This window comes from Escherichia sp. F1, from assembly GCF_046764225.1.
Classification (GTDB): domain Bacteria; phylum Pseudomonadota; class Gammaproteobacteria; order Enterobacterales; family Enterobacteriaceae; genus Escherichia; species Escherichia coli.
Genome location: NZ_CP177202.1, coordinates 971,379 through 995,762 on the forward strand (window position 1 = coordinate 971,379; position 24,384 = coordinate 995,762).

The following is a 24,384-nucleotide window of genomic DNA, read 5'->3' on the forward strand; positions in this document are numbered from 1 at the left end:
AAATGGCGATTCATGTAGAACATGTCGGTGTATTAGAAAGAGCCAGAGAAGTTTCTCGCTTAGAGGACATTATCACAGAAGATAATGAAGATATTGAAGCTGAAATGCCTAAAATGGGGGATGATCCCGCCGGTAAAGAAGCTCGATTCTTACAAGCTACTGACGAGATGTCAGCAGCGTTAACGCAGTTTATGAAGAAAAAAATCTACGAAGAACAACTGGCCAACTTTCTGGACGGAGAAGAATATGTCCTGGAAGATCAGCCAATAGAAAAAACCGATAAAGTCATGGAGGCGCTTAAGGCAGCAACTACCCATGACTATGAAGTGTATAGTTTTGCTAAAAAATTTTTCCAGATGAAAGCGATCTGGTGGTTGTATTACGTGCAATTTTACGTAAAAAACAAATATCTGAAAATGTGCGGCTAAACGCTGAAGCATTACTTAAAAAAGTTAATCAAGAGACAACTAAAAAATTCATTAATAGCGGTATTAACTCGGCATTAAAAGCAAAGTTATTTGGCTAGGCGTTGTCATTAAATCCAAAATTACTAAGGGCAAGTTATCGACAATTTTTAATGGCAGAAGACGATGCTGTAGATACTTATGTCGAATGGATTGGTAGTTATGGCTATCAAAATAGAATGCTGGTGACAAAATTTATCAAAGAGACGCTTTTCTCAGATATAAATGCACTTGATGCGAGCTGTTCATCATTGGAATTTGGTATGTTTCTCAATAAGTTGTCACAACTATTGTCTCTTCAGTCAGCAGAGGCTTTATTTCTGAAAACTTTAATGAATAACCCAATAATTAAAAATTTTATTAGCGCAGAAGATTATTGGATATTTTTTCTGATATCGTTAATAAAATTTCCTGAGACTGCAGAGGAACTCCTGAAAAATGCACTGGTAACCCTACCCGCAGATGCTAGTTATAAAGACAAAACGTTACTCCTGAAGGCGATTTACAGTGGATGTACAAATCTTCCATTTTCACTTTTTATTAATAATGAACAATTATTAGAGATTAGGGAGTGTTGTAAACAGGCAATAAAAGTAACATTTGCAGCAGAGCTCTTTGATACACAAAACAGTAATAAAAAACAAAATAAAAAACCATGGAAGAAGGTAATGTTCAATGTTTAACAAAGTTTTGATAGGGTTAAGGAGTCATCCAGAATTAATAATTCTTGGATTAATGGTGATGATTATCGCCATGCTCATAATTCCATTGCCCACCTACTTAATCGATTTTTTGATTGGGCTGAACTTAACATTGGCAATACTTGTGTTTTTAGGATCATTCTATGTTGAGAGGATCTTAAGTTTTTCTTCATTCCCATCAATTCTTCTCATCACAACGTTATTTCGTTTGGCGCTGGCGATCAGTACCAGCCGACTTATACTTCTTGAGGCGGACGCCGGAGAAATTATAACGAGTTTTGGTGAATTCGTTATTGGAGATAGCCTGGTAGTTGGTTTTGTTATTTTCTCCATTGTTACTATTGTTCAGTTTATCGTCATTACTAAAGGTTCGGAACGTGTGGCTGAAGTTGCTGCCCGCTTTTCGCTTGACGGTATGCCAGGTAAACAAATGAGTATTGACGCCGATCTACGCGCCGGGATCATTGATGCAGATTTAGCAAAAGAACGTCGTAGCGTATTAGAACGAGAGAGTCAGCTGTATGGTTCCTTTGATGGTGCGATGAAATTTATCAAAGGTGATGCTATTGCAAACATTATTATTATCTTTGTTAATATTATCGGTGGGCTATCAGTAGGAGTAGGCCAAAATGGAATGGATTTCTCGACAGCGTTGACCGTCTACACAATTCTTACCGTCGGTGATGGTCTTGTTTCTCAAATTCCAGCTTTATTAATTGCTATTAGCGCAGGGTTTATCGTAACGCGCGTGAATGGCGATAGTGATAATATGGGGCAAAATATAATGTCCCAGTTATTAAGTAATTCTTTTGTCATTATTGTGACATGTGTCCTCGCGCTAAGTATTGGGTTGCTTCCAGGTTTTCCCCTTCTTGTGTTTTTATGTTTGGCAGTAATCTTAGGAATTTATTTTTACTTTAAATTCAAAAAGAAAGGGGTTGAAGAAACGGTTGTTGAGGGAGATATCACCGTTGGGTTGGAACCCTATAATCAGGATGATGATATTTCATTAGGTATTATTAATAAACTTGATCAGGTTATTACCGAAACGGTACCCTTGGTTTTGATTATGAATAGTGTACAGGCTAAAAAATACACTGAAATCAATCTTGCTGATAGGATTCGTAGTCAGTTTTTTATTGAGTATGGTATCCGTATTCCCGGTATTGTCATTCGCGAGGGGGAAGGCCTTAATGATGAAGATGTCATATTAATGCTAAATGAAGTCAGAGCCTCGCAATTTAAAATTTATCATGATCTTGTCTTGTTGGTTGAATATTCAGATGAAGTGGTTTCGACTTTGATCAAGAAACCTGTCATCGTAAATAGTAATGGTGAACAATATTATTGGGTTACAAAAAGTGATGCCCAAAAATTAACAAAAATTGGCTGTTATACTCGCACGGCCATGGATGAAATGTACAATCATTTATCTGTATGTCTGGCTCATAATATTAATGAGTATTTTGGTATACAAGAAACCAAATATATTCTTGATCAATTAGAGATGAAGTATCCTGATCTATTAAAAGAAATATTAAGATATATAACCGTGCAGCGCATTTCAGAGGTAATTCAGCGTCTGATCCAGGAGCGAATTTCAGTGCGCAATATGCGTTTAGTTATGGAGGCTTTAGCATTATGGAGCCCACGAGAGAAAGATATAATTACACTCGTCGAGCATGTACGAGGTGCATTAGGTCGCTACATTTGCCATAAGTTTTCATATTCTGGAGAAATTAAAGCAATTGTGATTTCGCCTGAAATAGAGGACAGAATCAGAGATGGTGTCAGGCCTACCGCTGGCGGTACTTTTCTTAATCTCGATGCATCCGAAGCTGAGATGATTCTGGATAATTTTAAACTGGCACTTTCTGGAATCAATATTCCTATTAAAGACATTATTTTACTGGGATCTATGGATATTCGTCGTTTTATCAAAAAACTTATTGAATCTAGTTATCGAGACCTCGAAGTACTTTCGTACGGGGAACTAACGGAAAATGTTCCCGTTAATATTCTGAAAACTATTTAGGATAATGTCTTGCGATATGGAGCATGCTGGTATGAAAAAATTAAAACTATTAAATAAATACAGCTACTTACATAGCATAAACGGCTCGCTGATTGAAGCAGAGCTTGACGACGTTTCAGTGGGCGAAGTATGCGAAATTTATGCGAGCTGGCAAGCAAATGAACGTATAGCCAGGGCTCAGGTCGTTGGCTTTCGCAATGGAAAGACATTATTAAACCTTATAGGCAGCTCTGTGGGGCTTACACGTACTGCAGTTTTGAAACCAACGGGAGAGCAGTTAACCATACAGATCAGTGATGCCTTTCTTGGTTCAGTTTTGAATGCTTCTGGTCAAATTATGGAAAGGTTTGTCCCGGACACTCCAGGCGATAGGGGAAATTTACGCCTGATTGATGAACTGCCACCGTCGTATCAGGAGCGTCGAGTTATTAATACACCACTAGAGACACGGATAAGAGTCATTGATGGCGTACTGACATGTGGCATTGGTCAACGTGTTGGGATTTTCGCATCGGCTGGCTGTGGCAAAACGGTTTTAATGCATATGCTTGTAAACAACACTGAAGCTGATGTGTTTGTTATTGGCTTGATTGGCGAACGTGGTAGGGAAGTTACGGAATGCGCGGAATCGCTGAAAAAATCAGTAAATGCAGCAAAATGTGTTTTGGTTTATGCCACCTCTGATTTTTCGTCAGTAGATCGGTGTAATGCCGCCCTGATGGCGACAACCGTGGCAGAGTATTTTAGAGATCGAGGAAAGAGAGTTGTACTTTTTATCGACTCAATGACGCGGTATGCACGAGCACTACGCGATATGAAGCTGGCAGCGGGTGAACCACCTGCCAGACGTGGTTATCCTGCTTCTGTTTTTGACAGTTTACCTCGCTTACTGGAGAGGCCGGGACCAACACTAAAAGGAAGTATTACTGCGTTTTATACCGTATTACTGGAGGGGGAGGATGAATCAGACCCACTGGGTGATGAAATTCGCTCAATCCTTGATGGCCATATCTATCTAAGTCGCAAACTCGCTGGGCAAGGTCATTATCCGGCAATAGATGTACTAAAAAGTGTGAGTCGAGTATTTGGTCAGGTCACTGATGAAAAACACAGAGATAATGCTGCGCGGGTAAGGAAGATCCTCACAACTTTGGAAGATCTACAGGTGTTTATTGATTTAGGGGAATATCGCGCTGGGCAAAATGCTGAAAATGATTTTGCTATGAATGCACGGCCTAAACTCACAAATTGGTTGAAACAGTCAGTTAATGAAAAAATGCCAATGAGTGAAACGCTAAAAGAGCTTGAACGAATTGTTAAGTAAAGTTAATCGACTTATCAGAAGAACAGCGCAGAGCCTGGCTGCATGTGAAGCATCATTACAAAAGTTAAATGCAGAAAAAGAAAAGTTAGCCGAAAAGGAACGCCTGTATGATATGCAACTTAAAAACCTACAGTCACTGTTAGATATGAAAGAGTTACTCGGCGAAGTTGTATTTCGACAGGATATATTTTACTCGTTACGTAAAGTTGCAGTCATTCAGCAGCAGATCGCTGAGATAAATCTTGAAAAGCAAAAAATAGCAGAGCGGCGAAAAATACTTAACAAGGAAATAGTTCAACAGCAAGCACAAAGAAAACACTGGTGGCTAAAAGGAGAAAAGTACGATCGACTAAAGAAGCGCATCAAAAAACAACTTTTAAATCAGATGCTTTATCAAGACGAGCTTGAACAGGAGGAAAAATATAATGGACGAAGTCAAGAAAATTGAACACTGTAAAATTTTAAACACAGACACACCCGATAATTCTGCTTCAGATTTAGACAGTTTCTTAAAGAAAAACAAAAAAAATAAAGAAATGAGTGAGATTGTCGCTGGAACCATTCTCCAGTTATTACGTCAGACTCAGGATAGCCAATTTTCTACGTTGGGGAAAAAAAATGGGCACATGGAGTCTATTGACAACAAATCATCTCTCCAGGTTGACAGGAATCCATCTCTTTCTTTGCAAACAAATGGAACAGAGAAATTTTCTACAAAGAAAATTCTCAATATGACTTCACGAGATCAGGGGAATGATTCTGAACCATCTAATAAAACGATACAATTTAAGGAAAAAATCCATAATGGTATCCATACAGAATACATCACAGATCAAAAACACAGTAATAATAAAGATCGTGAAAAAAATACCGCGATGGAGACAAAATAAATGGACCGCAGGCCCATTCATTAGACATTACTAACGAAAGAAGGTTTGCTGATAACAGAACCATGTTTACTCAACATATCGAAAAGCAAAGGAATGTTCATACGCTCAATCAGAATGATATAAATAATTCTGCTAATAATGCCAATGCGCGCGAAAATGAATTGACATATCAGTTTCAGCGTTGGGGACAAAATCATACAGTCCGGATTCTGGAAAGTAGTGAAGGGATACGACTAAAACCATCAGACACACTTGTCTCCGACAGACTCCATGAAGCCCAACACAATGATGTTACAGCACAACGCTGGGTATTGACTGAGCAAGATGAACGACAAGGGCAACGACATCAGCCTCATGATGAGCAAGAAAATGAAGGTAAATTCGAAAACGATCAGAAGGACGAAAGTTAATGTTCGGTCTGAGAAAAGTAAATGGAAACACTCATTCCTTTGAAACCACTTTTCAAAATTGGAAAGAAAAGGGTGAAGATGTTGCGTTATTAATGCCCGAATTTAGCGCCAAATGGCTACCGATAGCAGAAGAGAGCGGCAGCTGGTCTGGATGGGTGTTACTTCGAGAGTTATTTCCCTTAATTTCTGCCGAGCTCGCTGGGATGGCTTTAATGCCAGAAACGGAAAGGTTAATAGGGGAATGGCTCAGTTTATCTAGTACCCCGTTAAATCTAAAGTATCCTGAACTAAAATATAATCGTTTGTGTGTCGGTAAAGTATTTGATGGAGTATTGAGTCCAGCTCAACCACTGATAAGAATATGGACAGGGGAATTAAATATTTGGTTAGATAAAGTCACAGTCTGCCAATACGAAAACGCTCCAACGCTAGACAAAAAATCATTATATTGGCCCATTCACTTTGTAATTGGATTTAGTAAAACATGTTATAGAACCATTGTTGATATTGAAGTTGGTGATGTTTTATTAATTTCAAATAATTTTGCTTATGCGGTTATTTATAATACAAAGATTTGTGATTTAATTTATCCAGAGGAGTTAAAAATGGTTGATCATTTTGAGTACGAGGAAGATTTTGAAACAGATGACTTTGATATCAAAAAAAGCGAAATCGAGATTAATGATGAAAATGACTATCAGCAGATTAATAGTTTTGAAGACTTGCCTGTAAAAATTGAGTTTGTTCTTGGAAAGAAAATAATGAATCTATATGAAATAGATGATCTCTGTGCAAAAAGAATTATATCTTTGCTTCCTGAAGCGGAGAAAAATATAGAGATACGTGTAAATGGCGCGCTAACTGGCTATGGCGAACTTGTTGAAGTGGATGATAAATTGGGCGTAGAAATTCATTCTTGGTTATCAGGGAATAATAATGTCAAATAGCATTTCGCTGATAGCGATATTATCATTATTTACACTATTACCGTTTATAATAGCATCCGGGACATGTTTTATTAAATTCTCGATTGTTTTTGTTATTGTACGAAACGCTTTGGGACTTCAGCAAGTGCCATCAAATATGACACTTAATGGGGTAGCTTTGCTATTGTCAATGTTCGTAATGATGCCGGTTGGGAAGGAAATATATAATAACAGTCAGAATGAGAATCTTTCATTCAATAATGTTGCGTCGGTTGTTAATTTTGTTGAGACAGGCATGAGTGGTTATAAATCATATTTGATAAAATATTCTGAACCGGAGTTGGTTAGCTTTTTTGAAAAGATTCAGAAGGGGAATAGTTCTGAAGATAATGAAGAGATAATCGATGATGAGAATATTTCAATTTTCTCGTTACTCCCGGCATATGCGTTGAGTGAGATAAAAAGTGCATTTATTATAGGTTTCTATATCTATTTACCCTTTGTTGTAGTTGATCTGGTTATATCCAGCGTTCTGTTAACGTTAGGTATGATGATGATGAGTCCGGTAACCATATCTACACCGATAAAATTAATTCTGTTTGTCGCGATGGACGGTTGGACAATGTTATCGAAAGGACTCATTTTACAATATTTTGACCTATCCATTAATCCCTGAGGAAAAAAATATGGACGACATTGTTTTTGCGGGGAATAGGGCGCTGTATCTGATTTTAGTTATGTCTGCAGGACCTATTGCAGTTGCGACATTCGTTGGTTTATTGGTAGGGCTTTTTCAAACGGTAACACAGTTGCAAGAACAGACGTTGCCATTTGGCGTCAAATTATTGTGCGTAAGTATTTGCTTTTTTTTAATGAGCGGATGGTATGGTGAAAAATTATATTCGTTTGGTATCGAAATGCTGAATTTAGCATTCGCGAGAGGATAGCATGGGGGAGGCGATGCTCTATCAGTTGCATAGTCTGCTGGCTGCTACAGCGCTCGGTTTTTGCCGATTGGCACCAACTTTCTATTTGTTACCATTTTTCGCCAGTGGGAATATACCAACAGTAGTCCGTCATCCAATAATAATAGTGGTATCATGTGCATTAGTTCAGCATTACCACTATGAATTATCTACCCTAAATGAAATAGATATCGCTTTGTTTGCTGCCAGAGAAATTATCATAGGGTTGTTTATTGCTTGCTTATTAGCATCCCCATTTTGGATTTTCCTTGCTATAGGCAGCTTTATCGATAACCAACGTGGTGCAACGTTAAGTAGTACTTTGGATCCGGCTACAGGTGTCGATACATCGGAATTAGCAAGATTATTTAACCTTTTCTCTGCAGCAGTTTATCTTACTAACGGTGGATTGAACTTTATTCTGGAGACTCTATGGCAAAGTTATAACTTATGGCCTTCAGGAAATTTTAATTTTCCTAAATTAGAGCCTTTATTCTCATATATTAATAATATAATGACTCATACTATCGTTTACGCAAGCCCCGTGATTGCGGTTATGCTGGGCGGTGAAGCTGTCCTGGGATTGCTGGCACGTTATGCTTCACAACTAAATGCTTTTGCCATCTCACTGACTGTCAAAAGTGCGCTGGCATTTTTAATATTAATTATTTATTTTGGCCCAATACTGGCTGAACGAGTTATGCCGTTATCCTTTTTCCCAGAACAATTGCAATTATACATTGATAAATAGAGTGTTTCATGGCAAATAAAACTGAAAAGCCAACACAAAAGAAACTCCAGGATGCTTCTAAAAAAGGTCAAATTCTAAAAAGTAGAGACTTAACAGTCTCTGTAATAATGCTTGTGGGTACTTTATATCTCGGATATGTATTTGATGTGCATCACATTATGTCGATTCTTGAATACATCCTTGATCATAACGCTAAACCGGATATTTGGGACTATTTTAAAGCTATGGGGATAGGTTGGTTGAAAACGATCATTCCTTTTTTGCTGGTTTGTATGTTTACAACAATACTTGTTTCATGGATTCAAAGTAAAATGCAATTAGCAACTGAAGCTATTAAGTTTAAGTTTGATTCATTAAATCCAGTAAATGGCTTAAAACGTATATTTGGCTTAAAAACCGTAAAAGAATTTGTTAAAGCAATACTTTATCTTATTTTTTTTGCATTGGCGATCAAATTATTTTGGAGTAACCATAAATCACTGCTTTTTAAAACTCTTGATGGAGATATCATTTCTTTATTATCAGATTGGGGAGAGATGCTGTTCCTTCTCATACTATATTGTCTCGGCAGTATGATAATTGTTCTAATATTTGATTTTATCGCTGAGTATTTTTTATTTATGAAAGATATGAAAATGGATAAACAAGAAGTTAAAAGAGAATACAAGGAACAAGAAGGAAATCCAGAAATTAAGTCTAAACGTAGAGAACGCCATCAAGAAATTCTGTCAGAGCAATTGAAATCTGATGTCAGTAATAGCCGTCTGATGATTGCCAACCCTACGCACATTGCCATAGGGATATACTTTAAGCCACATCTTTCACCTATACCATTGATTTCTGTGAGAGAAACTAATGAGGTAGCATTAGCCGTAAGGAAATATGCAAAGGAAATCGGAATACCAATTATTACAGATAAAAAATTAGCACGAAAAATTTATGCTACCCATCGTCGCTACGATTATGTTAGCTTCGAAAATATAGATGAGATCTTGCGTCTTCTGCTGTGGCTTGAAGATGTGGAGAATGCTGGACAACCTGTTCCAGATGAACTGCTCCCCTCAGAAGATAAATTCAAAGAAGGTGAAGACACAAAAAGCGAGAATAAAGACAATAATTAAAAAATTAAACATCTATCATAGTCGGAAATTTATAAGAATCTACACGCAAAAAGCGTGTAGATTCTTATTTAATGTGTTAAACGATCTTGCGAAATGACAAGCAATTGATACATACTCATCTCTTTATAAGCTGGAACAGTAGTAACCTGCGCAAATTCGCGATATAGCTTCTGCTCTAGTTCTGCTGATGATATATATTCCGGGTGTTCGCTAAAGAACTGTCTTGCATCTACTATCGCTTGAGATTCGCCACTTCTTTTATTCTGAGTATCCTTTAATGAATTTTCTCTGGTGCATGCAGAGAGCAACGATATCAGCGCGACAGTTATTATGATTTTACTATTATATCTTACTAATGACATATCAACTTTCTCTTATGCAAGATTGGAGTTTAAAATAATGTTTATCCCATTCACAGAGTGCTATAAACAACTCAACAGTACCTTTTATGTTAAGTTTATTTAGGGCTCTTATTTTGTGATATGATACTGTTTTATAATCAATTCCTTTGATAATGGCTATTTGTTTTAACGAATAAGAAACACATAACCGCAGGATATCTATCTCATCATGGGTAAGTGGTTCTTGAGTGGAATACACATTTTGTGTATGAAGATTCGAAACCAGGAAATGCGTTAAATCAGATAATGTAATATTCTTATTGATCCTGATGAAATTGTTGCTCAAAAGGGTGTTTACAGGTTCTGTATTTGGTTTGAGATTTCGATGTTGGTGCTCATCAATAACAACGAACGAATGTCCAAGATCAACCAACGCAACCAAATCGCTGTAATATTCCTTTTGGGATGCTAATAATGCATTAGTGCCTACAGTGAAGTAGACATCACTGGAAAAGACTTGCATATGCCAACCTGCACTCTAAAATCATTTAGGGTAAATATTACGTGTAAAATTTAAAATAATGGTAATTGTTATATTTGCATATCAATGAGGGAATAGGGTGTATACCTTAAATTGCAAATAAAGTTATGTATGTAGGCATTTAAAATGGTTCTCGAAAATTATAATCTTTTTATTGTGTGTCATCATAATTTGGTCATGAAATTTCCGTCTTGTTACACTACTCTAAACTAGAGCTTATGGAATTAGCGGGTGGTATTCATGGAAAATAATGATAAATTCTTATCACAAGACTTATTGGAATCTTATGCCATTCGTTTATTGAGCGGACCATTGAATGGATGCGAGTATGAAATACTTAATGGGCGTGTACTCGTTATCGTTGGTAATGATGTTTCGTTAGGAAGAAGTGATTCTTTTTCTGAGTTACCAGAGAATACGATAGTCATTCCTTATGGAGAGCTTACAGGCAGTTTTGAGGTAATAATCACTACCGACCCTGATCTGGTTGTAACAATCAGAGAATTAACAGCACAAGAACCTGAAGATAGAACGTTAAAATTGAATCAGCAAATAGAAGTTTTAGGCCTCAAATTTGCTGTAAAAGGAAAAAATGAAGTTTGGCAGTATTCAATACCAGGTATTGTTGAAAATAACATTACTTCAACAAGGCAACATTTCTTTAGAAGTACGCAGTTTAAATATGTAACGCTATTTTTTCTTTTTGCTATCATTTTAATAGCTTTTTATATTGTTAATGCCAGTAATGATCCGCAGCTGAGACATATCGATAAAATTCTTGTAAACAAAAATAGAAATTATGAAATTTTATATGGTAGGGATCATGTCATCTATATCAATACCAATAGTTTGGATGAAGCTGTCTGGGTCAAACAAGCATTGGAAAAAAATCAACCAGGAAAGCCAGTACGGGTGATAAATCCTGATGATGAATCGATACGAATTTTTTCATGGCTTGCTGATAATTTCCCAGATCTACAATATTTTAAACTACAGCTATTAGATGCCAGTAATCCAAGACTGACAGTGAGTAAGCAACGGAATGCTATCACACAGCAACTAATCGATAATCTTATTAAAGGATTACTGCAAACTATGCCATATGCCAGCAATATAAGTATTGCGGTATTAGATGATAATGTATTAGAAAGTCAGGCAATTGAAACATTGTCGGCAATAGGTCTTTCTTATGAAAAATATAAAACAGCTAACAATGTATATTTCAATATCATTGGTACGTTAAGCGACAGTGAATTAAATAAAATTAATAATTATGTCGATGAATATTATAAACAATGGGGTAAACAATATGTAAGATTTAATGTGAATTTGAAAAATCAGGACACAAATAATAGTTCATTTAGCTACGGAGATAATCGATTCGAGAAGTCTCAAGGTAGCAAGTGGACATTTCAGGAATAATTGAGGAGGACTTATGGCAGATTGGAATGGTTATATTATGGATATCAGCAAACAATTTGATCAGGGCGTTGATGATCTGAACCAGCAAGTTGAAAAAGCGTTGGAGGATTTAGCAACCAATCCTTCCGACCCGAAATTCCTTGCCGAATATCAGAGTGCATTAGCTGAGTATACATTATATCGAAATGCGCAATCTAACGTTGTAAAAGCGTATAAAGATCTTGATTCGGCAATCATACAAAACTTCCGCTAAACTGGATAAGGATTTTATTATGTCAGTAAGCAATATGCCACCTATTGATAGAGCTGAGCAATCAGCTGCTCATGAAATACAGCAAGCGAAAGTTATTGATTTAAATGACCGGGTTCTCAATCTTGATAACCCGGATGATAAAATGATCTCCGCTTTTGCTAACTATGCGGTACAAACTGAAAATTGGCAGCAAAATGCGTTACAAGCATTAAGGTCTGATAAAAAGGGGTTAACTCCTGAAAAATTATTAGTCTTGCAGGATCATGTGCTTAATTATAATGTCGAGGTTTCATTGGTGGGAACATTAGCAAGAAAAATTGTCGCTGCAGTTGAGACGTTGACTCGCTCATGAAATATATATCATTATTCTTGTTTATCCTGCTGTTGTGCGGTTGCAAGCAGCAGGAATTACTGAACCATCTTGATCAACAGCAAGCTAATGATGTCCTTGCTGTTTTACAAAGACATAATATTAATGCTGAGAAGAAGGATCAAGGCAAAACTGGATTTTCAATCTATGTAGAACCAACGGATTTTGCTTCTGCGGTGGATTGGCTAAAAATCTACAATCTCCCGGGTAAGCCTGATATTCAAATATCGCAGATGTTCCCTGCAGATGCACTCGTTTCCTCTCCACGAGCGGAAAAAGCAAGATTGTATTCTGCTATTGAACAGCGTTTAGAGCAATCTCTCAAAATTATGGATGGCATTGTTTCTTCAAGAGTACATGTTAGTTACGATGTTGATACAGGTGATAGTGGCAAAACTGCTTTACCAATTCATATTTCTGTACTTGCTGTATATGAAAAAGATATCAATCCAGAAATAAAAATAAATGACATTAAGAGATTTATTGTTAATAGCTTTGCAAGCGTACAATATGAGAATATTTCAGTCGTATTGTCAAAACGAAGAGATATTATTGAACAAGCACCAACATATGAAATTAACGAACCTATTTTTGCTTATGATAAGACTATGCCGGTTTCTATCTTACTTGCATTAATGTCCATTGCGACTTGCTGGCTGTTATGGAAGTACAGGGCTATTCTAACTAATTTAATCAGGTTAAAAAATAAGTAGACATATGAGAACGTTATGAATCTTGCCCTAAGAAAGATTATATATGATCCAATTAGTTATATTCATCCTCAACGAGTAAGTTTGAATAATGCACGTATTAGCAATCCGGTACTTAGATCTATTACCAATGAAATGATACTCCTACAGTACAATCTTTCAGTTGAGCATTTCAGTCTGAATAGTTCACTTATTTACTACATAAACAATTGGAAATTATTTCCATTGATCTGTTTACTCAGTGGTTGTCACTTTTATCGAGAAAGGTTTGCAGAACGCGGATTTTTTTACAAGGTTCCTGATGTGCTAAGGAATTATTTATCAGCTATACCGGTGGAAATAAATGAAAAGGCACGATATAAACCTGGTATCGTTAACTATCAGAATATCATCACATGTGGTTTTTCAACGTTGTTGCCCTATGTAAGGCAACAACCGTTGGCAATGCAGCAACGATTTAATTTATTATTTCCTGATTTTGTTGACCACATACAATTGCCGTTACCACTTGCGTCTACTCTTTTGGAGAGAATTACATTTTATGCGAAAAAAAATAGAGATGAGCTTGATAAACTCTCCTGCAAATGGTGTTGTGATTAAAAGAATAATTTCTGATGGATTGAAAGAAATAGTTTCTCTAAAAGAACAGATCCTTCTTGAAACCACCGCAAAAATTCAGAGTATTGAGGAAAAGAGAGCAGAAAAAGTTATTCAAGGTTATTATGATGGCTATGCGAAAGGCATTATTGATGTGATGGATAATTTTATACCCTTGATAAGTTTGCTGAGCTCAGAATTAGAAAAAAACAGAATAAACATGATAAACGATCTGAAGAGCATATTGTTAAAATCTTCAGAGGAAGTTGAAGTTTTTATCAAAATTTTTGAAAGTTGGGTAACAAAATTACCGTCAATATCAGGCCCTTTAAATCTCTATATACCTACCAGTTTCAAAGATAAGTCTATTGAAGTAGAGTCATATTTTGTCGACAAGTCAATATGGAATGTCCATATTTCATATCATGATGACAAACGTTTTATTTTTTTTACAGATCAATTTATTGCTGAATTTAGTCCGCAGGAATTTGTGGATAATTGTGAGCAATATTTAATTAGCAATCACTGTTTTTCCCCTGACAAGGTTAATGAAATCTGTGAACATGCCAGACATTATTTAGTTGAAAGAATGTGTGAAATAGATTCTTTGGCTATGAATAATTCTGATTTGACGAACCCAGAGGACTTATAGATCACTGTCTCCGGCTTAATGACTTGAATATAATCTAATTCTAATATTTTAAACGCCTAATGATTTTTCAACACGGGTGTTATTCTGCTTACGCAAAAATTTTATTATTAATTATATTTCATTATTATTTCATCAATGTATTCTTTGGATTTTGCTTATAATAATAATGGAAGGGATGATTATAAATGAATGCGTTATAGCATTTACACTCAGGATGAATATATGGGAAAGATTAAAATTGTAGTTTCAGATCAGCAGCCGTTTATGATTGATGGGATAATTGGATTTCTCGGACATTATCCCGATTTATATGAGGTTGTTGGGGGCTATAAAGATCTGAAGAAAGCTATAGCGGAGTGTAACAAATCTGCAGCCCAAATATTTATTTTAGGAGAATTTGCAGGTGGAATGATGGGGGCCGAACTCATTAAATGGGTTAAATCGCATAAAATAGATGCTCATATTATTACATTTGTAGCAAAAATGCCGTATATTGATTCAATAAAATTGCTTGAAGCCGGTGCAAAAGGATGCGTATGGAAAACCAGTCACCCGGCGAAACTAAATCGCGCTATTGATTCGATTAGTAATGGTTACACTTATTTTGATAGTGTACACATGGATTGTGAAAAAATATCTTCAAGATATTCCTCTGATAATCAACTTACAAATCGTGAGTCTGAAATACTACAACTCATAGCTGATGGAAAAACAAACAAAGAAATCGCTAATTTCTTGCAGTTAAGCAGGAAAACAGTCGAAACTCATAGACTCAATATCATGAAGAAATTAGATGTTCACAGTGGTATCGAGTTGATCAAAACAGCTTTACGTATGGGTGTTTGCACTATATAAAAAAAAGAGGCTTTAGGCTCATTTTGCTAAAGCCTTACGTTTGTCTATTTCATTAAGTCTGGTATATACAACATATATTTTTTTTGCATATTGCAGCCTCTTTTTTTGGTTTTCCATTGCAAAACCCGCGTTATAAGTCCCCAGACATTGCCACGTTACCCCACAACGTGAAAAATGATTATATAAAATCTCGGTCCCTATTTTAATGTTCAGACAGGGGTTATCTAACAAATCTCGTTCATCTTTTATTATTCCACGTTTTTTTAACATGGGAATGTGCATCTGGTTTATCTGCATTAAACCATAATCAAAACTCTTTATATTGTTTTTCTTATCCCTGTTCTTTCCGATGCTATCATTTTTTAAATTACTTTCAACAAGAGCGATAGCTTTGATCAAATTTGGTTCGATTCTGAAAATTGATCCTGCTTCATTAAAGCAAGCGCTACTGGCGAAAGACATTTTTGTAATTAATATAGAAAACATGAAGATGGATAAGATTTTAACTTTGGGTAAGCGCATATATTTTTATGTGTAGGATTGAAGGAAAGGAACGAGATACTAATATAATCAGTATCTCGTTAATCATTTAAGTGGTTAATTGTCTACCATTCCAGTTCATAGTAAGGAGAGATAGGATTATCTTTTGAATACATATCATTTTGAAAAGATGCCATCCATGTTGAAACTATAAATGCTTGTATTTGATCTGTATCAGTAGCACTGGTGGTGATGTGTTTATCTAATGAAACGACTTCATCACCTGTTGCGGTTGCTATATTTAAACTTTGAGAAAAATTATTCATATTGATTGGATTAGTCATAAAGTTCCCTTTTTTATTTGTCCAGGCCAATAGCCTATACGCAATACTTTTTAATCTAAAGTATTTGATATATATTGCAATAAGGTAATTATCTTAGATGTTTTCATCTCTGTTGTTTACATAACCAGTTCCATAAATCTAAACAATAAAATTGCGACAATAAAGATTTATCGCATACAAATTCTCGTCAGTTGCTTTAGTTTCAAAATGTTGTCAATTATAACTCGATGGCTTTCACTCGAAGTTTCTTTATAGTAGAGTTTCATGTTGCTTTTGAGCGGGTTAGGCACATACATATCTACACACTCTTTTATCACAACTGCTTTTCGTCTTCTGGGTTCGAGTTGTAGTGATTTGTCTATACAAATCCTTGCCTCTTCAATTCTTTCATTATGAAAGTTGACAAGTGCTCTATAGTAGTAGAGAGAGGCTATATCAGTTGTGTGTATCTTAGCCTGTTCAAATAAGATATGAGATACTTTTGCTTGTCCAGACAGACCAGTTATCAGTCCCATAATAGCTAAAATTTTTCCATCGACATTGGTTATGTCTGATACATAATGTAAAAGCTCTAATGCTTTTTGAGCAGCAAGTTCAAGTTCATACTTTCCATGAAGTGCCAAAGACATATGGCATTCCGCTAGCAGACAATAACATTCTATTTTTAGCGTCTGTATATCACTTTTATTTTGTAATCCATCAAATATAGCCATAGCCCTGTAAATGCTTTCAGGAGTAAACTCGTAAAGTTCTTTCTTACCAGCCAACAGTTCATCTGATAAATAATGATTCTTGTTACCTTGGTCCGGTTTAGCTAATCTTACAGAACGCTCTGGATTATGTACCGTTTGAAGGATATTATCTATAATAAATTGTGATGTGTTATGTAGTTCATCAACAGGAAGATGATTACTGGCGATGAGGAAAATATTTTTAGCATCGATCAGTTCAATGTATAAAGTTTTCACTGCGTTATTCTGGTTTATTCTTCCTGTAACGAAATAATCTGGCTTGAATCTTCTCAAAAATGAATTTTGCGATATGTGATCATTACAAAAATTTGTCGCAGCCATCGGATAGGTATAAAGGCCATCGATTTTTTTATTCGAAATGTTTTGCACTAATTCCTGATTAAGTATTAATGGATCCAGAGTATTCAATGAAGTGGTGAAAGGAAATATAGCTATGGAATAGTCTGAAGTGTTATCTTCATTTATTTTAGTTTTGAAAACCTGTCCACTGAAACGATAACCTTTCCGGTAGATTGTTTCTATGCAACGATCATAGCCAATTTTTTCAAAAATGCAGCGCAAAGAATAGATACATCTTGTCAGGGACTCGTCACTTACAATAATATTTTTCCATACTGATTCGATGATCATATCTTTCAGGACAACATGACCAGCGGATTCAAGTAATACGATCAATACTCCTAACTCTTTCGGTGGAATATAAATCTGCTCATTTCCTTGAGTAAGAATTCCATCTTCCGTGAGCGTTAATCCCTCAAGAAAATGATATGAGAATTTATTTTCTAAGTCCATTAGTTAACCTCTATGAAAAAATTGGTTTCTTGCATCCTGCATAAGCAATAGAAATTGTGGCTATTCATATTTATGTGTCATTAATGCTATAGGAGTTTACATTCGACATATCTATGGTTGTGTTCACTAATTTATCTTAGGAATTCAGTGATGTAATCTGAAATAGCCTTATTCAATTTTGATAAAATAGATTGTTCTCTAACGCGTTGAAAAATAATAATTTATAGTGTGTTCTTAACTGTTTTAAGATGTTGATTTAAGAAAACATAAGAGAAGCTGGTCATAGTAGTTAACTGCACTATAACCAGCAATTTTAACCAAAAGATTGTAATGCTTAGCCATTATCTTCTGAATTATCAGTTAAGAGTTCAATATATGCCTGTGCTTTGCTCTTAACACTTTCATCCTCACAATTGTTAATAATATGATAGAAACATTGCATTGCGTTATCGATATTTTTAGCCCCAATTTGACATTGACCCATACGATAAATAACTGAATAGTCATCATACGGGGAGTAATTGTAACTTAGTTTGTAAAGGTCATATGCTTGTTGATATTTCTTTTTTGACTGGCATACTGATGCAAAACCTTTTAGATATTCATGATTTTCGAACGCATAAATGCACAGAAATTTATAATAAATTTCTGCGTCCGTTATATTACCTTTTTCATGGTAGTCGAATGCATATGCATATATTCTATCAAGGATATCAGGAGTCAATCCATGTAGTAATGCCAGATTTTCTCCTTGTGATAATGCGTGTTTTAGTTGACTTGCCCATTCATCACTGTTATTGAATATTTCAAGTGTATCTGTGCTCATAATATTCCTCTGTGATGTGTTTCGTGATGCTAAATTATTATTAATTGACTCATTATTTTTTTGCATTTATCTTTTTTGAATTATGAGTTTTAAGCTTGCATTGCTTATGGGTATATTGGTTCATTATTAGTAAAAATACTGACCACTATAAACCAATAATGTCATTAGTTGTTTTGCTAATATTCACCTTATTAGTTATCTTATTTACGACATTTCATAAATGCCTTAATATGCATGACCTTGATTCATATTATCAATTTCCATTTTTTCGATGAAAATTAAAAAGGGGATTTTTGCGAAGGGCAGTAAGTCGTCTGGTTTTTTTTCTTTATTATGTCTGGTGACGAGGGGGGATAGAACGTCGGTGCATATAGTAGAGAATTTATTCAGGTCTAAATTATTCTCTATTTTGGCCAGTTTTATGAGTTCATTTGTAGCCATACTCATTAAATCATCTGTTATCGGAAATTTATATATGCTCATAGCCGATAATATTGCTTGCTGAATTATTTCTTCAGAAATATCCGCTATCTTTATTGACAAATCATGTGTTAGATATTTTCCTCCAAGAGATTCTTGTTCAATATAATTTAAACCAGACCTCATCGTAATTTTAACTTGATTCACGTATTTCTCTTCATTTTTCTTATTTTTGTTCTCCTGATCAGGAACTAATGGTTGCAGTGGTAGGCTATTATTAATATTTCGTGGCTTCATTTTACATTTCTCTCATTTGATTAGAGCAAAATCCGAATTCGCAGCTTCTGATAATGTCAAATATCACCTTTTCTCATGCTTTATTCTATCAAAAATCGCTCATTTTTACTTTTTTTACCATAATGTTACCTAGTAGCATCGGCAATTTACATAACTTACATGTTGTTTTTTATATCCTGAAAAAACAGATAGATAGTGTGCACACTCGAAATGATATTGGTAACATAAATAGCTTTATTCGTGACAAACATCTCAAAAGATTTCCTTTATTATTTTCGAAATTCATTTGATCAAGGTTATCACCTTATGGAGACGTTACGTAGAATGACTATATTTGTTATCGGCACATTAGGGGTATTAAATTTAGTATTGATGGAAGGTGATTATTGAACAGTAACATCGAGTCACGGTAAAAATGTGAGGTATATAATGGACATTGAGTTTTCGCAGATTCATGAAATGGTCTATATGCATGATATTGTAAATTCGGACTCGAAAAAGAAACCAAGGATTCCGTTAAAAAAATTCCTTAATGCTGAGAAGGTTCTCACGCAAACAACATCATGGGCACTAAATTCAAGATATGTGAATGTTAATTCTGTCAGTAAAGTCAACGTAAAGAGTAAAGTTAAAAACAGCTATATCTCACGATCTGTCAATGATGAGTTTAGTTTAACAGATGATGAAATCAATTCTTTTAAAGAAACGTTAGTCCTTTCCTCTATTGATTCACTAAGTAAACTGGTTCTTAATAATCCTCTTTCTGTATTGTTTACATCGACTGTACGAAGGAATAATAATAGAGCTAAGATGAATGTTGAGTTCGCCTCATGGATTTGCACCAGATGTTGTTGATGCATGATATTTTACATTGCAAGGTGATATCTAAAATGAAAGATGTTGATCAAAACTTTGATGCTTTATACTGGCATATACTACAAGCATATTTAATTTTATTGTTTTATGATTAACGAGGTTCCATCTTTTTATTATCTGTTTAAGTTTACCTTGTACAATGCATTATTGCTCTGTTACCAATACTCAAAATAAAAGCATGCTTACCTTGCTTTAGTATATTATAGCTTACACTTTTTTCTGGAAAGACATAAAAATCAGGAATAAGTTCTGCAAGTCTATCATCATCGACTTGATCCATGATCTCAAATTTATTAACTTTCTTTGATGTTAAATGGGCTGTGTCATAGTTTTCAATCCATGTGTATTCAATATTTCGCCGTATTGACTTACTTTCTCTGTTACCTTGTTGCCAGGTTCCGCTCAACGCAACAGTTCCTGTTTTATTTTTTTGGTTATACATAAAGTCGATGGTAAGATTTGCTCGCCCCTTGTCATTAAAAATTACCCAATTTGCAGTGCATGTTTCATTATATGTCATTTTTTCTGCAGTATAAGAGTAAACAATGAAGAGAATAAACCCACTGATAAAAACTAAAATAAATAATAAGTTTTTTTTATAATCAATCACGATTAACCTCACGGTAAGACAGGGTTAAACAGCCTGCCACTTCATGTTGGTTATAGTTTTTATTGCATGCCATAACAATCATCCCTGGTGAGGATTTTGCAAGAGGGAAGTATAACCACGGATATTTTTTACAGTTAATCCCCGAATCCAGTATCCGTGTCTTATATTTATCGAACTCTTTCAACCCATCAATTGTATCTTCTGTCACATTAAAATGGCAGCCATTAATTTCCGCAACAGTCTTGTAATCCTTGAAGAATGGCTTCGGTTGATTATTATTCCATAGCCAATGTGCAGAATATATGCCTATAGCAAATATGCTCAACATAATTAGATAACTTTTTATATGTTTGAGGATTTTGTTATTGAAATTGTTTGCGCCACCAATGCTCTCTTTGTACCCCGCATTACCTTTTACGGCAGGTGGGGCATTGTGTGTATGTGCGTCTGTTGAAGAGTTTATTGCATGATTTTGTATGTTAATGTCATTATGAATCTTGAATCCTCTTCTCGGCACGGTTGCAATAAGCGAGTGGGTGGTATCACCAACAGCGCGAAAACCGCGTCTGATAATGGATATGTTCTGATATAACGTGTTAGTTGGCACACGCATACCTTCTTCTTCCCAGACTCTGGTGAAAAAATCTTGTTGTGCAACCACATCAGGAAAAGCTTCAAGTAGAAGTGATAAACAACGACTGGCTGGCGTTGTCAGAACGACGTTAAGATCGGCGTTATGTACCGATATTAATTTTCGGTGCTCAGGCCAGAACTCGATATTATCGTTAATAATCCAGTACATACGTCAATAGACACTAAATCAATCGAAATGGAAATCACATAGTTTGCTAAGTATATTGGTATTTACGGCATAAATATATATTAATTTTATATTTATCATAATGATTGAAATGAGGCTTTAATGTCGCAACGTAAAACTTTACGTAAATTAACATGATTAACATTTATGCCACTATTGTTTGTAAATTCATATTTCGTAATGCTTCTGAATTTTTCGTGTGATGGTTTTAAATACCATGTTGTTTACTCTTGGGGGTACTGCTTATTTGTAAAATACGGGCATTTCAATAGATGCCCGTATAAGCAGAGTATGATTCTGGCAGATTATTGAGTATCAATGTTGGACCGAATGTGAACGAATAAATAACTCGTTTATTTTACCACCCATTCTCTTTTCGATTCGTTGCTTGTACGCGTAGATGCTACGGATATCCATATCCAGAACTTCAGCAATCTGATATGGATTATAACCAGAAACCATATATCCCATTATGGTGAATTCCATCTGAGTTAATGTGTTCCCTCTGGTAAATGATAAATAACGACCAATAAATAGTTGTCTGATCTTTTCATTGGCAACATCAAGACCATCATCATTATATATGACAGCAGATATTGCAGAGTTGTGTTTTCGCCAGTAGTTAGCTAACGATTGCATATTGCGGTCGCTGACTAAAACAATCCCCATGTCAGTACTTGCAAGATAGTCAATCCAGTCTTTTTCAAGGAATAGACGTAAAAAACTTACTGAAAAATCGACAAAAATATATCCGCTTAATCTCGCATTGTGGTTTTTTGTTAAAATACCTTCCACCACACCACGATTAAAATATGAACTTTCTTCGGGCCACATACAAAAACACGAGTTTGCGCAATACTGCAAACGCGGTGACTCTTCTGGCATTATTTGGCAATGCATTGAGCAACTATTGCATGTAAGACTTTTATAACGACTACAAAGCCCCATGTTAAGAACCTCCCTATCCGTATATAATTGCATAATTTCATTGGTTATTGATGATGTCAATACACCATGATTTTGTAAATTTGCTGGGAAAAATTGCGATTAATCTGAATTTGCTATAATTCTGAGTAAAGCATTTAAAAATGCATTTCTCGTTATTAAATATGATTATGTTTCACTGATTTAATCTTACCTGGTTGATGGTGGTTCAGATAACTATCTCATGGTATGAGAATATCTATATCGCAAATTGTTTTTGAATGACCAAAAGATATCTTGCGAATCTAAGTTATGCATCTTAAATAGTCTTATTTAAGATGTTCAGATCTCTTTGTGTGTTTAACTAACTGATAATACTAGGATATGACGAGAGAAGTGATAGAGCGGAATTATAACAAATGAACATTATGAAAACTGGAATGGTTCAAAATTGTAGCAATTTTGAACCATTCACAATGGATATTAGCTAAAGAACATTACCGATACGCACAGGATACCCACGATCAGCGTAATCAGATTTCCGATGGAACGCCAGGGTTTAAGCGCTGGGATGAGATACGTTGACAGCGTAGGCATGATGAACAGTATCATGGCAATGAGCGGGCCGCTGATCGCGTAAATCATCGAAATCGCGTTCGGGTTAATGCAACAAACAATGAAGGTAATCAGCGATACCAACATAATTGATAGTGCGCGGTTAAATGCACGACTTTTCTTTACACCAACCTGCTGTAATGTTGTTTTGACGACCTCTGTGGCACCTTCAATAACGCCAAAGTACGTACCCAGGAATGATTTCGACATCGCAACTACTGCGACAATAATCCCGGAAATTGACAACCATGCTGGGGCGTTCGGCAGCATAGAAAGCGCCGATAAAATGGTAACCCCTTCTTCTTTAGCCGCTTCAATATACGAAGGTGGAATAGAAAGCAGGCAGCTAAAGACAAAGAACAGTACACTTATGCAGATGATGAGATAAGCGACTTTCATAATTTTTTTGCATTTATCCATAGCATGTTCGCCATATTTTTCACGTCTGTCTATGGCAAACGTAGAAATAATGGGCGTATGGCTAAAGGCGAAAACCATCACGGGAATCGATATCCATATCTGGTGAAGGGTATTCTGATTGAACTCTACCTGGGTAGTTAATAGTTCAGGTTGCCAACTACCGACCAGGTAAATAGAAAGAAATAAGAAATAGGCAATCAATGGGAATACCAAAAATCCCATTACCCGAATAGTGGCATGGCGTCCCATCAGAAAAATGAGATTCAGGATTAATACAACACCCAGACTCACCAACATACGGATGCGAAGATCAATAACCATATGCTTTGCCAGCTGTTCCGTAAGTGAGTTGGTAATTGCAACGGCATATATCAACACGACGACAAAAAAGGCGATGAAGTACAGCGTGGTAATCAGATTACCAATCTTCTTGCCATAGTAGTGTGTTACCGCGCCCGTTATCCCTTCACCTGCTGATGTTTTTGATGAGAGGATGAACTGGCATAAGGCTTTATGTGGCCAATATGTTAAAGGCCAGGCGACCAGAGCAGTAATAAACAGGACCACAGCCCCTGCCGAACCTAACTGAATAGGAAGGAAGAGCGTGCCTGCACCAACGGCTGTGCCGTAGAGCGCGAAACTCCACAGAGTTTCTTCTTTTGACCAAATATTAGACATTATCTGAACGTATCATCTACAAATTAAACAAAATGGAGGGCAATTTACCATAAACCAGGTTAAGTATGGGAGATTAACGCCCTTTCTACCTCTCTATTGGTGGGTTAGTGGTTGCAAACCTTACGTGCCAGTTATGTCTCTGACTGCTGGTCAGGCGTATTTCCTTTGTGATAAAAATCACTTTTTTTAAACAATTAAGATA

28 protein-coding genes and 3 pseudogenes are annotated in these 24,384 nt (G+C 35.7%); 20 read left to right on the forward strand and 11 right to left on the reverse strand.

From position 1 onward, the window contains the following. Nucleotides 1–2 precede the first annotated feature (2 nt). The 11 genes and pseudogenes from ACK8NJ_RS04620 (at nucleotide 3) to ACK8NJ_RS04670 (ending at nucleotide 9,587) form a co-directional block, all read left to right on the forward strand. Nucleotides 3–1,147, forward strand: a pseudogene (locus tag ACK8NJ_RS04620) (YopN/LcrE/InvE/MxiC type III secretion system gatekeeper). Next, nucleotides 1,140–3,200, forward strand: a complete 2,061-nt coding sequence (locus tag ACK8NJ_RS04625; protein ID WP_411962165.1) for an EscV/YscV/HrcV family type III secretion system export apparatus protein — start codon at nucleotides 1,140–1,142, stop codon at nucleotides 3,198–3,200. Before ACK8NJ_RS04620 ends, ACK8NJ_RS04625 begins: the two are co-directional and overlap by 8 nt. Nucleotides 3,201–3,231: 31 nt before the next feature. After that, nucleotides 3,232–4,524 carry a type III secretion system ATPase SctN gene (sctN, locus tag ACK8NJ_RS04630; protein WP_000734312.1) on the forward strand — a complete coding sequence of 431 codons (1,293 nt, stop codon included), beginning with the start codon at nucleotides 3,232–3,234 and terminating at the stop codon, nucleotides 4,522–4,524. Then, the gene (locus ACK8NJ_RS04635; protein ID WP_001559743.1) at nucleotides 4,514–4,972 is read left to right on the forward strand and encodes a hypothetical protein; all 459 of its coding nucleotides are present in this window, start codon (nucleotides 4,514–4,516) and stop codon (nucleotides 4,970–4,972) included. The genes sctN and ACK8NJ_RS04635 overlap by 11 nt, the downstream gene beginning before the upstream one ends. Then, nucleotides 4,950–5,180, forward strand: a pseudogene (locus ACK8NJ_RS04640) (type III secretion protein); the annotation flags it as partial. The gene ACK8NJ_RS04635 and the pseudogene ACK8NJ_RS04640, both read left to right, overlap by 23 nt. A gap of 296 nt (nucleotides 5,181–5,476) precedes the next feature. After that, nucleotides 5,477–5,824 (forward strand): type III secretion system needle length determinant, SpaN/EivJ family, encoded by a 348-nt coding sequence (locus ACK8NJ_RS04645; RefSeq protein WP_024177859.1) that lies wholly within the window; start codon nucleotides 5,477–5,479, stop codon nucleotides 5,822–5,824. Continuing rightward, nucleotides 5,784–6,771, forward strand: a pseudogene (locus ACK8NJ_RS04650) (YscQ/HrcQ family type III secretion apparatus protein). The gene ACK8NJ_RS04645 and the pseudogene ACK8NJ_RS04650 overlap by 41 nt, the downstream one beginning before the upstream one ends. Beyond that, nucleotides 6,761–7,426 carry an EscR/YscR/HrcR family type III secretion system export apparatus protein gene (locus tag ACK8NJ_RS04655; protein WP_000071531.1) on the forward strand — a complete coding sequence of 222 codons (666 nt, stop codon included), beginning with the start codon at nucleotides 6,761–6,763 and terminating at the stop codon, nucleotides 7,424–7,426. Before ACK8NJ_RS04650 ends, ACK8NJ_RS04655 begins: the two are co-directional and overlap by 11 nt. 10 nt (nucleotides 7,427–7,436) lie before the next feature. Further along, a complete protein-coding gene (locus ACK8NJ_RS04660) occupies nucleotides 7,437–7,697 on the forward strand; it encodes an EscS/YscS/HrcS family type III secretion system export apparatus protein (RefSeq protein WP_000341004.1) in 261 nt (86 codons plus the stop codon). Nucleotides 7,698–7,710: 13 nt separating this feature from the next. Continuing rightward, nucleotides 7,711–8,466 (forward strand): type III secretion system export apparatus subunit SctT, encoded by a 756-nt coding sequence (gene sctT, locus ACK8NJ_RS04665; RefSeq protein WP_125272984.1) that lies wholly within the window; start codon nucleotides 7,711–7,713, stop codon nucleotides 8,464–8,466. 8 nt (nucleotides 8,467–8,474) lie between these two features. Then, nucleotides 8,475–9,587 carry an EscU/YscU/HrcU family type III secretion system export apparatus switch protein gene (locus tag ACK8NJ_RS04670; RefSeq protein ID WP_001559742.1) on the forward strand — a complete coding sequence of 371 codons (1,113 nt, stop codon included), beginning with the start codon at nucleotides 8,475–8,477 and terminating at the stop codon, nucleotides 9,585–9,587. A 68-nt stretch (nucleotides 9,588–9,655) separates the two neighbouring features. Here the strand turns inward: ACK8NJ_RS04670 and ACK8NJ_RS04675 are convergent, their stop codons facing one another. Together ACK8NJ_RS04675 and ACK8NJ_RS04680 are read right to left on the reverse strand one after the other, a co-directional pair. Further along, nucleotides 9,656–9,949, reverse strand: a complete 294-nt coding sequence (locus ACK8NJ_RS04675) for an invasion protein (protein ID WP_000060687.1) — start codon at nucleotides 9,947–9,949, stop codon at nucleotides 9,656–9,658. A gap of 1 nt (nucleotide 9,950) precedes the next feature. Next, nucleotides 9,951–10,451 carry a helix-turn-helix transcriptional regulator gene (locus ACK8NJ_RS04680; protein WP_001195865.1) on the reverse strand — a complete coding sequence of 167 codons (501 nt, stop codon included), beginning with the start codon at nucleotides 10,449–10,451 and terminating at the stop codon, nucleotides 9,951–9,953. Nucleotides 10,452–10,709: 258 nt separating this feature from the next. Between ACK8NJ_RS04680 and ACK8NJ_RS04685 the strand changes: the two genes are divergently transcribed. The 7 genes from ACK8NJ_RS04685 (at nucleotide 10,710) to ACK8NJ_RS04715 (ending at nucleotide 15,328) form a co-directional block, all read left to right on the forward strand. Further along, on the forward strand, nucleotides 10,710–11,891 hold the full coding sequence (locus tag ACK8NJ_RS04685) for a PrgH/EprH family type III secretion apparatus protein (protein WP_135512577.1): 1,182 nt from the start codon (nucleotides 10,710–10,712) through the stop codon (nucleotides 11,889–11,891). Nucleotides 11,892–11,904: 13 nt separating this feature from the next. Next, on the forward strand, nucleotides 11,905–12,144 hold the full coding sequence (locus ACK8NJ_RS04690) for a type III secretion system needle complex protein (protein ID WP_000796272.1): 240 nt from the start codon (nucleotides 11,905–11,907) through the stop codon (nucleotides 12,142–12,144). Between the two features lie 19 nt (nucleotides 12,145–12,163). Continuing rightward, nucleotides 12,164–12,496, forward strand: a complete 333-nt coding sequence (gene sctI, locus ACK8NJ_RS04695; protein ID WP_000116708.1) for a type III secretion system inner rod subunit SctI — start codon at nucleotides 12,164–12,166, stop codon at nucleotides 12,494–12,496. After that, nucleotides 12,493–13,227 (forward strand): EscJ/YscJ/HrcJ family type III secretion inner membrane ring protein, encoded by a 735-nt coding sequence (locus ACK8NJ_RS04700; protein ID WP_000875227.1) that lies wholly within the window; start codon nucleotides 12,493–12,495, stop codon nucleotides 13,225–13,227. Before sctI ends, ACK8NJ_RS04700 begins: the two co-directional genes overlap by 4 nt. 15 nt (nucleotides 13,228–13,242) lie before the next feature. Continuing rightward, complete coding sequence (locus ACK8NJ_RS04705) at nucleotides 13,243–13,824, forward strand: type III secretion apparatus protein OrgA/MxiK (protein WP_001389479.1); 582 nt, start codon at nucleotides 13,243–13,245, stop codon at nucleotides 13,822–13,824. Continuing rightward, nucleotides 13,766–14,473, forward strand: a complete 708-nt coding sequence (locus tag ACK8NJ_RS04710; protein WP_001227536.1) for a hypothetical protein — start codon at nucleotides 13,766–13,768, stop codon at nucleotides 14,471–14,473. Before ACK8NJ_RS04705 ends, ACK8NJ_RS04710 begins: the two co-directional genes overlap by 59 nt. 222 nt (nucleotides 14,474–14,695) lie before the next feature. Then, a complete protein-coding gene (locus tag ACK8NJ_RS04715) occupies nucleotides 14,696–15,328 on the forward strand; it encodes a LuxR C-terminal-related transcriptional regulator (RefSeq protein WP_137513338.1) in 633 nt (210 codons plus the stop codon). Nucleotides 15,329–15,346: 18 nt separating this feature from the next. On the opposite strand, the gene ACK8NJ_RS04720 is transcribed toward ACK8NJ_RS04715, so the two are convergent. The 5 genes from ACK8NJ_RS04720 to ACK8NJ_RS04740 all read right to left on the reverse strand — a co-directional run bounded on the left by ACK8NJ_RS04720 (nucleotide 15,347) and on the right by ACK8NJ_RS04740 (nucleotide 19,239). Then, nucleotides 15,347–15,850 carry a lytic transglycosylase domain-containing protein gene (locus ACK8NJ_RS04720; protein ID WP_001239198.1) on the reverse strand — a complete coding sequence of 168 codons (504 nt, stop codon included), beginning with the start codon at nucleotides 15,848–15,850 and terminating at the stop codon, nucleotides 15,347–15,349. 83 nt (nucleotides 15,851–15,933) lie between these two features. Continuing rightward, nucleotides 15,934–16,152 (reverse strand): hypothetical protein, encoded by a 219-nt coding sequence (locus ACK8NJ_RS04725; protein WP_000184104.1) that lies wholly within the window; start codon nucleotides 16,150–16,152, stop codon nucleotides 15,934–15,936. A gap of 167 nt (nucleotides 16,153–16,319) precedes the next feature. Next, nucleotides 16,320–17,696: a HilA family transcriptional regulator YgeH gene (gene ygeH / locus ACK8NJ_RS04730; protein WP_411962167.1), complete on the reverse strand. Its 1,377-nt coding sequence runs from the start codon at nucleotides 17,694–17,696 to the stop codon at nucleotides 16,320–16,322. Between the two features lie 334 nt (nucleotides 17,697–18,030). Next, on the reverse strand, nucleotides 18,031–18,522 hold the full coding sequence (locus tag ACK8NJ_RS04735) for a tetratricopeptide repeat protein (RefSeq protein ID WP_000102383.1): 492 nt from the start codon (nucleotides 18,520–18,522) through the stop codon (nucleotides 18,031–18,033). A gap of 225 nt (nucleotides 18,523–18,747) precedes the next feature. Then, nucleotides 18,748–19,239, reverse strand: coding sequence for a hypothetical protein (locus tag ACK8NJ_RS04740; RefSeq protein ID WP_000804521.1), 492 nt, complete (start codon nucleotides 19,237–19,239; stop codon nucleotides 18,748–18,750). Nucleotides 19,240–19,668: 429 nt separating this feature from the next. Between ACK8NJ_RS04740 and yqeK the strand changes: the two genes are divergently transcribed. After that, nucleotides 19,669–20,094: a protein YqeK gene (yqeK, locus tag ACK8NJ_RS04745; protein WP_411962168.1), complete on the forward strand. Its 426-nt coding sequence runs from the start codon at nucleotides 19,669–19,671 to the stop codon at nucleotides 20,092–20,094. 35 nt (nucleotides 20,095–20,129) lie between these two features. After that, nucleotides 20,130–20,210: a hypothetical protein gene (locus tag ACK8NJ_RS04750; RefSeq protein WP_072132081.1), complete on the forward strand. Its 81-nt coding sequence runs from the start codon at nucleotides 20,130–20,132 to the stop codon at nucleotides 20,208–20,210. 32 nt (nucleotides 20,211–20,242) lie between these two features. Here the strand turns inward: ACK8NJ_RS04750 and yqeJ are convergent, their stop codons facing one another. From yqeJ to ACK8NJ_RS04770, 4 genes are all read right to left on the reverse strand, one after another. Then, nucleotides 20,243–20,725: a protein YqeJ gene (gene yqeJ / locus ACK8NJ_RS04755; RefSeq protein WP_001559737.1), complete on the reverse strand. Its 483-nt coding sequence runs from the start codon at nucleotides 20,723–20,725 to the stop codon at nucleotides 20,243–20,245. Continuing rightward, on the reverse strand, nucleotides 20,718–21,527 hold the full coding sequence (locus ACK8NJ_RS04760) for a winged helix-turn-helix domain-containing protein (protein ID WP_001308915.1): 810 nt from the start codon (nucleotides 21,525–21,527) through the stop codon (nucleotides 20,718–20,720). Before ACK8NJ_RS04760 ends, yqeJ begins: the two co-directional genes overlap by 8 nt. Before the next feature lie 333 nt (nucleotides 21,528–21,860). Then, the gene (locus ACK8NJ_RS04765; RefSeq protein ID WP_001305805.1) at nucleotides 21,861–22,493 is read right to left on the reverse strand and encodes a helix-turn-helix transcriptional regulator; all 633 of its coding nucleotides are present in this window, start codon (nucleotides 22,491–22,493) and stop codon (nucleotides 21,861–21,863) included. Nucleotides 22,494–22,952: 459 nt separating this feature from the next. Next, nucleotides 22,953–24,182, reverse strand: coding sequence for an amino acid permease (locus ACK8NJ_RS04770; protein ID WP_000065955.1), 1,230 nt, complete (start codon nucleotides 24,180–24,182; stop codon nucleotides 22,953–22,955). Nucleotides 24,183–24,384: the final 202 nt, after the last annotated feature.

Excerpts from the sequence above, each read along its gene's own strand:
- ACK8NJ_RS04625 (WP_411962165.1), top strand. The coding sequence starts at position 1,140 with ATGTTTAACAAAGTTTTGATAGGGTTAAGGAGTCATCCAGAATTAATA.
- sctN (WP_000734312.1), top strand. The coding sequence starts at position 3,232 with ATGAAAAAATTAAAACTATTAAATAAATACAGCTACTTACATAGCATA.
- ACK8NJ_RS04645 (WP_024177859.1), top strand. The coding sequence starts at position 5,477 with ATGTTTACTCAACATATCGAAAAGCAAAGGAATGTTCATACGCTCAAT.
- ACK8NJ_RS04655 (WP_000071531.1), top strand. The coding sequence starts at position 6,761 with ATGTCAAATAGCATTTCGCTGATAGCGATATTATCATTATTTACACTA.
- ACK8NJ_RS04660 (WP_000341004.1), top strand. The coding sequence starts at position 7,437 with ATGGACGACATTGTTTTTGCGGGGAATAGGGCGCTGTATCTGATTTTA.
- sctT (WP_125272984.1), top strand. The coding sequence starts at position 7,711 with ATGCTCTATCAGTTGCATAGTCTGCTGGCTGCTACAGCGCTCGGTTTT.
- ACK8NJ_RS04670 (WP_001559742.1), top strand. The coding sequence starts at position 8,475 with ATGGCAAATAAAACTGAAAAGCCAACACAAAAGAAACTCCAGGATGCT.
- ACK8NJ_RS04675 (WP_000060687.1), bottom strand. The coding sequence starts at position 9,949 with ATGTCATTAGTAAGATATAATAGTAAAATCATAATAACTGTCGCGCTG.
- ACK8NJ_RS04680 (WP_001195865.1), bottom strand. The coding sequence starts at position 10,451 with ATGCAAGTCTTTTCCAGTGATGTCTACTTCACTGTAGGCACTAATGCA.
- ACK8NJ_RS04685 (WP_135512577.1), top strand. The coding sequence starts at position 10,710 with ATGGAAAATAATGATAAATTCTTATCACAAGACTTATTGGAATCTTAT.
- ACK8NJ_RS04690 (WP_000796272.1), top strand. The coding sequence starts at position 11,905 with ATGGCAGATTGGAATGGTTATATTATGGATATCAGCAAACAATTTGAT.
- sctI (WP_000116708.1), top strand. The coding sequence starts at position 12,164 with ATGTCAGTAAGCAATATGCCACCTATTGATAGAGCTGAGCAATCAGCT.
- ACK8NJ_RS04700 (WP_000875227.1), top strand. The coding sequence starts at position 12,493 with ATGAAATATATATCATTATTCTTGTTTATCCTGCTGTTGTGCGGTTGC.
- ACK8NJ_RS04705 (WP_001389479.1), top strand. The coding sequence starts at position 13,243 with ATGAATCTTGCCCTAAGAAAGATTATATATGATCCAATTAGTTATATT.
- ACK8NJ_RS04710 (WP_001227536.1), top strand. The coding sequence starts at position 13,766 with ATGCGAAAAAAAATAGAGATGAGCTTGATAAACTCTCCTGCAAATGGT.
- ACK8NJ_RS04715 (WP_137513338.1), top strand. The coding sequence starts at position 14,696 with ATGGGAAAGATTAAAATTGTAGTTTCAGATCAGCAGCCGTTTATGATT.
- ACK8NJ_RS04720 (WP_001239198.1), bottom strand. The coding sequence starts at position 15,850 with ATGCGCTTACCCAAAGTTAAAATCTTATCCATCTTCATGTTTTCTATA.
- ACK8NJ_RS04725 (WP_000184104.1), bottom strand. The coding sequence starts at position 16,152 with ATGACTAATCCAATCAATATGAATAATTTTTCTCAAAGTTTAAATATA.
- ygeH (WP_411962167.1), bottom strand. The coding sequence starts at position 17,696 with ATGGACTTAGAAAATAAATTCTCATATCATTTTCTTGAGGGATTAACG.
- ACK8NJ_RS04735 (WP_000102383.1), bottom strand. The coding sequence starts at position 18,522 with ATGAGCACAGATACACTTGAAATATTCAATAACAGTGATGAATGGGCA.
- ACK8NJ_RS04740 (WP_000804521.1), bottom strand. The coding sequence starts at position 19,239 with ATGAAGCCACGAAATATTAATAATAGCCTACCACTGCAACCATTAGTT.
- yqeK (WP_411962168.1), top strand. The coding sequence starts at position 19,669 with ATGGACATTGAGTTTTCGCAGATTCATGAAATGGTCTATATGCATGAT.
- ACK8NJ_RS04750 (WP_072132081.1), top strand. The coding sequence starts at position 20,130 with ATGAAAGATGTTGATCAAAACTTTGATGCTTTATACTGGCATATACTA.
- ACK8NJ_RS04760 (WP_001308915.1), bottom strand. The coding sequence starts at position 21,527 with ATGTACTGGATTATTAACGATAATATCGAGTTCTGGCCTGAGCACCGA.
- ACK8NJ_RS04765 (WP_001305805.1), bottom strand. The coding sequence starts at position 22,493 with ATGGGGCTTTGTAGTCGTTATAAAAGTCTTACATGCAATAGTTGCTCA.
- ACK8NJ_RS04770 (WP_000065955.1), bottom strand. The coding sequence starts at position 24,182 with ATGTCTAATATTTGGTCAAAAGAAGAAACTCTGTGGAGTTTCGCGCTC.